The sequence below is a fragment of the Candidatus Cloacimonas sp. genome (assembly GCA_039680785.1).
Taxonomy (GTDB): Bacteria; Cloacimonadota; Cloacimonadia; order Cloacimonadales; family Cloacimonadaceae; genus Cloacimonas.
Window position 1 is genome coordinate 1 of record JBDKSF010000033.1, and the last position, 6955, is coordinate 6955.

The following is a 6955-nucleotide window of genomic DNA, read 5'->3' on the forward strand; positions in this document are numbered from 1 at the left end:
GACGTCCTCGTCGTTCCCCTGACAACCGAGTTATATAGTTCCCAATCAATTCTGTGAAAGCTTGATAGTTTGTTTGTTGTGGTTGACGAGGACGTCAACCCTCCTTTTTTTCCCACCGGTAAATATCCTGGTTTCTAAAAAAGAATCCTTTAAATCCCAAAAATCCTGTTCATCCCAGACCTATTATCTATTTTTAATCTGCGTAATCTGCGTAATCTGCGTGAAAACAAATCTGTGAAATCTGTGTTATCTGAGAGAGAACTGTTTTTTTATTTGTCTGATCATCGCTTCGGTGAACAGGTCACCCGTTTCTTGAACAGCAAATGGTTTAAACCCCAAATATTTATCCCATTGTCCTAAAACATAATCAAAGCTGACCACCCGGTAAATTTTATCCGGATCAACTTGTTTTCCATTTATATAATAGTGCTCTTGAGATTTCAGCAAACCAAAAAAGCGTTTTTTCTTTTTCCATTGGGTGGAACTGGTTTGCAATATATCATAGGGTTTGTTTATTGCAATTTCTTCATTAAGTGTCTCCATAGCCAATAAATCCTTTCCGTAACAGGAAAACAGAACTATATAATTATTAAAGGGAAAAAGTTCATACATATCTTTGAGGGTAACAGGTCCCGCGGGAATAACTTTGCGGATGCCTCCATTATTAATAATAGCCAAATCGGGTTTATAAACATCGTAATATTCATTTTTTAATGCTTCGGCAGCCCATCTGGAGACGGTTGTTTCCTTAAATTTATCGGGAACCCAGTCCTCAGGAATGGTGGCTATAACTTCTCCCAGTTCCTTATTTAAATTTGCTGCCATTGTGTTCACAAATTGGTTTAGCGATGTTTCCGGTAAATTTTCCGGTGCAAAAAGTGGAATAAGCTGGCTTGCATAAGAAGTGATGCGATCATTTTTCACTTCCAGATTGATTTCTCCCAAATAATTTAAATAAGCGCCTGTGGAGGCAAGATAAATTCCATTCACTTTACACGGCTCGGAAATAACTGTGTGAGAATGACCTCCAATAATTAAATCCACGCGGTCATCCAATTCCGTTGCCAAAAGCGAATCTGCCGCAAAACCGTTATGCGTAAGTAAAATAAGCAAATCACTTTGTTTATCTACTGCTTCAATATATTTATCTATTGCCTCTTTATAAGGCAGAATGGTTAATCCGGTTACATTTTCTCTTTTCACTTTTTCCGGCAGTTCGGTTAAAGTTAAGCCCAAAACACCTACTTTTAGCGAATCCAGCTGGAATATTTTATAGGGCATTTCTCCCAAGGGTTTATTATCCTCATCCAAAATATTAGTGCTGATAAAAGGATAATTTGCCAGTTCTCTTAATGTGATTGTATTTGCCAAGGAATAATCAAATTCGTGATTTCCGTAAGTCGCACAATCCAAATTGAGCAAGTTGAAGACCTCTATAACCGCTCCCCCGATGGCATTATTATATTTCTGCGAGGCAAATATGCTGCCGGTTTGTTGATCTCCGGCATCCAAATATAAAGACCTAACTGCCTTTCCCCTTTCTAAATTCAGATAGTATTCCAAAGTGGAATAACCACCGATTTTGCCGTATTTTGTTGGTTGGGGAAGATAGGTTCCGTGCGTGTCGTTAGTGTGAAAAATAGTTATCGGAACCGCATTGGCAAATAAGGCAGTAGCTATGAAAACCCAAAAAAGCAGGTATCGCTTGTATCCATTCATTATCTTCTCCATTGATGATTTAATAGGTAAAATTAAAATGTATCGTTATGAAAGCAGTTTTTCTACCGTTGCCAAATCGGCGGGAGTATCAATTCCGATGCCTTGATAATTCGTTTCCACCATTTTTATCGAAATCCCATTTTCCAGAGCTCTAAGCTGTTCCAAATTTTCAATTTTTTCCAATTCTCCTTGCTTTAGAGCTACAAATTTCTGCAAGCAATCCGGAAGATAAGCATAAACTCCGATATGACGATAGTATGTTACATCAGAGAGGTTATCCCGATTAAAAGGAATAGCTGAACGAGAAAAATAGAGGGCATTATTTTGTCTGTCGGTTACCACTTTCACAATATTGGGGTTATTAAGCAGTTCAGAATCTGTAAAAGTAGTAATCAAGCTTGCCATTTGCACTTGGCTATCCTCAAAAACAGCAATCAGCTTTTGCAAGGGTTCTTTTTCAATTAAGGGTTCATCCCCTTGAACATTTATAACCAATTCTGCCTCCGGAAAATATTGTAATGCTTCCGCAATCCGATCGGAACCGCTAAGATGATTTTCCTTAGTTAAAACAGCCCTCCCTCCGCAAGATTGAACTGCCTCCAAAATGGTTAAATTGTCTGTAGCTACGCAAACGGAAGTAAATAAACCCGTATTTTGCACGCGTTCATAAACATACTGGATAAGCGGTTTTCCTTTCAACCTCGCCAAGGGCTTCCCCGGAAAACGGGTTGAGGCATAACGAGCTGGAATAATGGCAATTACATTCATTTTGCTTCCTGTCGGGCATTTTTTTTCAGCCAAATCATCAAGGCAACGCTATCACTGTAATTAATTCCCGGAATGCGCATTGCCTGGCCTATATTTTGGGGTCGGATTTTACTTAATTTTTCGCGGGCTTCGTAGGCAAGGGAAGGAACACTATAATAATCCATTTCTGCAGGGATGGCAATGGATTCGGCTGTTTTAAACCGCTTAATTTCTTCTTCCATCCGATTTAAATAGCCGGCATATTTAATTTCCAGTTCCAGGCGATTTTGGATATCGGCATTTACATCTTCAGGTATATGATAACCGAATTGAGGAAGATCGGCAAAAGAAATTTCGGGTCGTTTTAACAATTGCGCATAGCGAATCGGTTCTTTTATGTCACCTTTGGACAGGCAGTTATGCTGTTGCAAATATATTAGTTCCCGCTGTAAAATTTCCTTCATCTTGACAAATTGCTGCCAACGGTTTTCTTCCACCAATCCAAGTTTGTAACCAATAGGCATCAAACGCTCATCTGCATTGTCCTGTCTTAAAAGTAACCGATATTCAGCTCGCGAAGTAAACATTCGGTATGGTTCATTGGTGCCCCGGGTAACAAGATCATCTATCAAAACTCCGATATATGCTTCACTGCGCTTTAAGATAAGCGGTTCCTTATTTTCCAAAGCCAAAGAAGCATTTATACCTGCTATAAGACCTTGGGCTGCCGCTTCTTCATATCCGGAAGTGCCATTAATTTGTCCTGCCAGGTATAAACCCTTTATTTTTTTACATTCCAGGGAAGTGTCTATTTCCGTCGGATCCACAAAATCATATTCAATGGCATAGGCATATCGCAAAATCCTTGCCCTTTCCAAACCCGGAATACTGTGCACGATTTTTTCCTGAATCTCTGCAGGCAAAGAAGTGGAAATGCCATTTACATAACCTTCATAGGTATGCAGACCTTCGGGCTCAATAAAAATATGATGACTTTCCCTTTGCGGAAATTTCACAATCTTATCCTCAATGGAAGGACAGTATCGCGGCCCGATCCCTTTAATGATTCCAGAATAAAGTGCCGATTCCGCTAAATTGGCTCTGATGATTTTATGGGTCTCTTCCGTAGTGTGCGTTATATAACAGGAAACCAGATTTTGCAGTTCAATGTTACGATAAAAAGAAAAGCCCTGGGGATTATCGTCTCCGGGCTGTTCTTCCAACTTGTTATAGTTCAAAGAACGCAAATCCACTCGCGGAGGGGTTCCCGTCTTAAATCTGCGGACTTTTAGCCCCAAAGCGGAGATGGAATCGGAAAGTTCTTCGGCAGAAGGTTCGCCACTGCGTCCTCCGGCGTAACTTAGTTTCCCGATATGGATTTTACCTTTTAAAAAAGTGCCGGTAGCCAGAATGACCTTCGGAGCAAAATAGCTACGCCCGATTTGACTGATTACTCCTTTTACACAGCCATTTTCCACTATCAAGGTCTCTATGATCGCTTCCATTAAATGGATATTTTGCTGTTTTTCAACTGCCTCGCGCATAAGCAAATGGTATTGTTGACGATCATTCTGAGAACGCGGAGCCCAAACTGCCGGACCTTTGCTTCTATTTAGCAACCGAAAATGAATTCCGGAAAGGTCTGCACTCCTCCCTATTTCTCCTCCCAAAGCATCAATTTCTCTTGCCAAATGACCTTTGGCGGGACCCCCGATGGAAGGATTGCAACTCATTCTACCGATTGCTTCCAATTTGATTGTAAACAAGGCAACTTGCAGTCCTCTTTTTGCAGCTGCCAAAGCTGCTTCAATTCCAGAATGACCTGCACCCACAACGATGAGATCAAACTTGTTAGTTGCTTGCATTTTAGTTTAGCTTACCTTGAATCCAGTTATAAAGCGGTTCCAGTCCTGTATTTTGAAGTGCCGAAACGGGAAAAATCGGTTCCTCTTTTAAGCCCAGACCTTTGGCGAGGTCTTTAACCGTTTTGGCTATTTTAGTTTTGGGAATTTTGTCCGCTTTCGTAGCCACGATGCAATGATCTATATTTCTTAAACGCAACATTTCCAGCAGCATAATGTCTTTACTGTCAGCAGGATGGCGAATATCCGTGAGCACGATCAAAGAACGCAGTTGTTTACGCTGTTCAAAGTATTTATTGATCATTCTACGCCATTTTTCTTGTTCTGCCTGGCTAACATCCGCAAAACCATAACCCGGTAAATCAGTAAACTGCAAAAAACCCGAACTATCAGTTTCGTCTATCTTATAACGAATAAGAAAGAAATTGAGTAAACGCGTTTTCCCCGGCGTGGAAGATGTCTTGGCAAGGCCTTTATGATTAGTTAACAAATTGATCAATGTGGATTTACCTACATTGCTTCTGCCGGCAAAAGCAAATTCGGGATAAGCGGAAGCGGGATAATCAACCGGTTCTATGGCACTTTTTACAAAGAATGACTCTACAAATCTAATCATTTCTATATATCACACTGCTGCGTTCTGATTCGCATATTTCAACTTCATAGATACTTACGGATTTATCTTGCAGAGCTTTTGCCATACTTTCATAGATATAGATAGCCAAGTTTTCGGAAGTGGGATTCTTGCCTTTTAGTGTTTCCACTTCATTTAAACAGCAATGATCGAGCTCTTTTACAATTTGGGAGAGGATTTTCTTCAGAAAACTAAAGTCAATGGACATTCCGATCTTGTCCTGATTTTCTGTCCGAACACAAACCCGCACTTTAAAATTGTGCCCATGCATATTGCTGCAAGGACCTTTATAACCATTAAGACGATGCGCTGCGGAAAAACTATCTGTTACGCTTAAGTAAAACATTTTTGCTCCCCTAAATCACTAAAAGTATTTCTTGTGAATAAAGATCAATACCAGCACAATAGAAATTAACAGCGCTACGCTCATTATTAAAGTAAAAGCATAGCCACTGTCCTGAAATGGCAAGGGAACATTCATTCCATATATGCTTACAATAAGTGTAGGGACAGAAATAATAATGGTTATGGAAGTTAAAAACTTCATCACCACATTCAAGTTATTAGAAATAATGGAAGCAAAGGCATCCATCATTCCGCTTAAAATGCTGCTGTAAATATTTGCCATTTCTATCGCCTGTTTATTTTCTATGATTACATCTTCGATCAAATCTTCCGCATCAGGATCGTTTAGCAACCAGCGGGTTCTTTGTAAACGCTCCAAAATAATCTCGTTGGATTTTAACGAAGTATTGAAATAAACGAGGGATTTTTCCATTCGTAACAGACGAATAAGTTCTTTATTCCGCATTGATTGATGCAGTTCATCTTCGATCTGATTATTGCGCCGGTTTATTTCTTTCAAAAACTTCAAGAAATAGATAGCCGTGCGTAGGTTGATATTGAGCAAGAAACTCTGCTGAGTAATATTGAAAGGCCTATGCTTTCCTTCCAGATATTGAGTGAGGATTTCATTCTCGTAAAAAGCAACGGTTATCAATTTATCTTCCGTAGAAATTATACCCAAAGGAGCGGTAGCAAAAGAGACCTTAGCCGACCTGTGTTTATAATAAATGGGCACTCGCAAAATAGTTAACAGAGCTCCTTCATCCCATTCTACCCGGGCATTTTCATCCGCATCTTGAAGATCGGTGATAAAATCATCTTCCAAATTGAACTTCTTTACGATATGCTCAATTTCTTCCGGCGAGGGGTTCTCTAAATGTATCCAAAATGCTTCATCCATTGTTAATGCCTGAACAAAACGCTGCTCACTTACTTTAAAAATGTGAACCATAAGAACCTCCTTTCCATATCTATTTCATTCTGCCATTTTTTTTTATTGGGTTTTTGTGGCAAGAAAAAAGTCCAAAATGAAAAAAATTTAACATAAAGAAAACACGGCAACCATAACGGGTGACAAATTCAATTTTGTCACCCCCTAATAAGTAGAGTGTGCTTTACCAGATGCAAGCAAAATAATTTTAAAAAAGTAAAAAACTTGCTTGACAGATTTGGGAATAATTTTTATGAATAAAATATTGCTGAAACAGGTGTAATTTTATCTATAGTGTGTCGTTTTACCGTTAGTTTTAGCTCCAACGGCAAAAAATGGTTTTTAGAAAAAGTGCATTCCATTATTACTCCAAACCATAATCAGTTATGGTTCAAAAACGCTGAACTTAAGAAAACCTAAATAAATATATAGGTAGAAGGAGATAATTATGAAACAATTATCATTACTACTTGTGATGATTTGTCTGGTGTGTTTGTCCTGGGCGACAATTGAAGAGTATTATACTTTCAATGCCACCACCGGAACCTACACACCAATTACTGGGACTGATGCAGCAATTTCAACTGATGATTTACTTTCCGCTGCCATCCCTATTGGATTCACTTTTGGTTATGGAGATTTTTCTTATAGCGAAGTAAAAATTTCCTCCAACGGCTGGGTTGGATTAGGAACTTCCCAAACCAGCTACAATTTAAG

The 6955-nt window shown here is 39.2% G+C and carries 7 protein-coding genes; 1 reads left to right on the forward strand and 6 read right to left on the reverse strand.

Annotation, left to right across the window (positions count from 1 at the left end; all coding sequences use genetic code 11):
* Positions 1 to 246: 246 nt before the first annotated feature.
* The 6 genes from ABFC98_01970 to ABFC98_01995 are packed head-to-tail and all read right to left on the reverse strand — an operon-like array spanning position 247 to position 6259.
* Positions 247 to 1719 (reverse strand): bifunctional UDP-sugar hydrolase/5'-nucleotidase, encoded by a 1473-nt coding sequence (locus ABFC98_01970; GenBank protein MEN6444795.1) that lies wholly within the window; start codon positions 1717 to 1719, stop codon positions 247 to 249.
* 45 nt (positions 1720 to 1764) lie between these two features.
* Positions 1765 to 2487: a 3-deoxy-manno-octulosonate cytidylyltransferase gene (gene kdsB, locus ABFC98_01975; GenBank protein MEN6444796.1), complete on the reverse strand. Its 723-nt coding sequence runs from the start codon at positions 2485 to 2487 to the stop codon at positions 1765 to 1767.
* On the reverse strand, positions 2484 to 4331 hold the full coding sequence (gene mnmG / locus ABFC98_01980) for a tRNA uridine-5-carboxymethylaminomethyl(34) synthesis enzyme MnmG (GenBank protein MEN6444797.1): 1848 nt from the start codon (positions 4329 to 4331) through the stop codon (positions 2484 to 2486). Before mnmG ends, kdsB begins: the two co-directional genes overlap by 4 nt.
* A gap of 1 nt (position 4332) precedes the next feature.
* Positions 4333 to 4944 carry a ribosome biogenesis GTP-binding protein YihA/YsxC gene (gene yihA, locus ABFC98_01985; protein ID MEN6444798.1) on the reverse strand — a complete coding sequence of 204 codons (612 nt, stop codon included), beginning with the start codon at positions 4942 to 4944 and terminating at the stop codon, positions 4333 to 4335.
* Entirely contained in the window at positions 4937 to 5308 is a 372-nt protein-coding gene (gene queD, locus ABFC98_01990; protein MEN6444799.1) for a 6-carboxytetrahydropterin synthase QueD, read from the reverse strand. Before queD ends, yihA begins: the two co-directional genes overlap by 8 nt.
* Before the next feature lie 18 nt (positions 5309 to 5326).
* Entirely contained in the window at positions 5327 to 6259 is a 933-nt protein-coding gene (locus tag ABFC98_01995; GenBank protein MEN6444800.1) for a magnesium transporter CorA family protein, read from the reverse strand.
* Positions 6260 to 6686: 427 nt separating this feature from the next.
* Between ABFC98_01995 and ABFC98_02000 the strand changes: the two genes are divergently transcribed.
* A partial coding sequence (locus tag ABFC98_02000; GenBank protein MEN6444801.1) for a hypothetical protein occupies positions 6687 to 6955 on the forward strand: 269 nt, incomplete at its 3' end.